Consider the following 1,258-nt stretch of genomic DNA (forward strand, 5'->3'; position numbering starts at 1 on the left):
GGTGGGCACCTTCGCGGTGCAACTGGCCAAGGCGTTCGGGGCGGAGGTCACCGCCGTCTGCGGACCGACCAAGGCGGACACCGTCCGCTCGCTCGGCGCCGACCACGTCATCGACCACACCCGCGAGGACTTCACCGACGGCACCCGGCGGTACGACGTCATCCTCGACGCGGCGGGCCACCGCCCGCTCCACCGGCTACGGCGGGTCCTGGCGCCCCGGGGGCGGCTGGTCATCGTCGGGGCCGAGACGGGCGGGAAGTGGCTCGGTGGGCTCGATCGCCCGCTGCGCGCCGCGATGCTCTCACCGCTGACCCGACAGCGGTTGGGCGGGCTGGTCGCCGTGGACCGGGTGGAGGATCTGGAGTACCTGACCGGCCTCATCGAGGCGGGGAAGGTCACCCCGGTCATCGGACGGTCCCACCCCCTGGCCGAAACCGCCGAGGCACTGAGGTACCTCGGCACCGGCCACGCCCTGGGCAAGGTCGTCGTCACCGTCTGATCCCGCCCCCGACGCGCCGGAGCGTCCGACCCCGGTGGGGGGCCGGACGCTCCGACACGATCGCGACCCGGGTTGTGAGGGGCCGCGTGCCAGGGCTCAGCCCTGCTTGGTCTCCCAGAAGATCTTGTCGACCTGGGCGATGTAATCCAGGGCCTTCTGACCGGTCGCCGGGTCGGTGGACCCCTTGGCGGCGCTGAGGGCCTTGAGGGTGTCGTTCACCAGCTGGTGCAGCTCCGGGTACTTCTCGAAGTGCGGGGGCTTGAAGTAGTCGCTCCACAGCACGGAGATGTGGTGCTTGGCCAGCTCGGCGCGCTCCTCCTTGATGGTGGTGGCGCGGGCCCGGAAGTGCGGGTCGTCGTTGGCCTGGTACTTCTCCTGGATGGCCTTGACGGACTCGGCCTCGACCCGGGCCTGGGCGGGGTCGTAGACGCCGCAGGGCAGGTCGCAGTGGGCGCTGACCTCGACCGTGCGGGCGAAGAGACGGGAGAGCATGGGCGTCCTTCCCTTCCTCGTGATCATCGTGATCGTCTTCTCACGTGGGAGGTTACTCCGTGCGGCGGCGTATTTCCCGACCGGACCCGGTGCGGGCCGTCGGATCGGTCCAAAGTCGGAGGACCCGGGGCCCGGGCGGACCGGGACCGGCGCGTCGTGATCGGGACCCGGTGGTCGGGGTAGCGTCACGGGGGAAGGACGGCGGCGGACCGGCGGTTTCACGCGCGCGGGAGGAGCGAGGGCGATGGGTGGGGGCGACGCTCGGGG

The 1,258-nt window shown here is 71.6% G+C and carries 2 protein-coding genes; one reads left to right on the forward strand and one right to left on the reverse strand.

Going from position 1 to position 1,258, the window contains the following annotated elements:
- On the forward strand, nt 1-499 hold a 499-nt coding region (locus FNQ90_RS23700), incomplete at its 5' end, for an NAD(P)-dependent alcohol dehydrogenase (protein ID WP_182608217.1).
- Nucleotides 500-595: 96 nt separating this feature from the next.
- On the opposite strand, the gene sodN is transcribed toward FNQ90_RS23700, so the two are convergent.
- Nucleotides 596-991: a superoxide dismutase, Ni gene (gene sodN / locus FNQ90_RS23705; RefSeq protein ID WP_143623563.1), complete on the reverse strand. Its 396-nt coding sequence runs from the start codon at nt 989-991 to the stop codon at nt 596-598.
- Nucleotides 992-1,258: the final 267 nt, after the last annotated feature.

The organism is Streptomyces alkaliphilus (assembly GCF_014141535.1).
GTDB lineage: Bacteria > Actinomycetota > Actinomycetes > Streptomycetales > Streptomycetaceae > Streptomyces > Streptomyces alkaliphilus.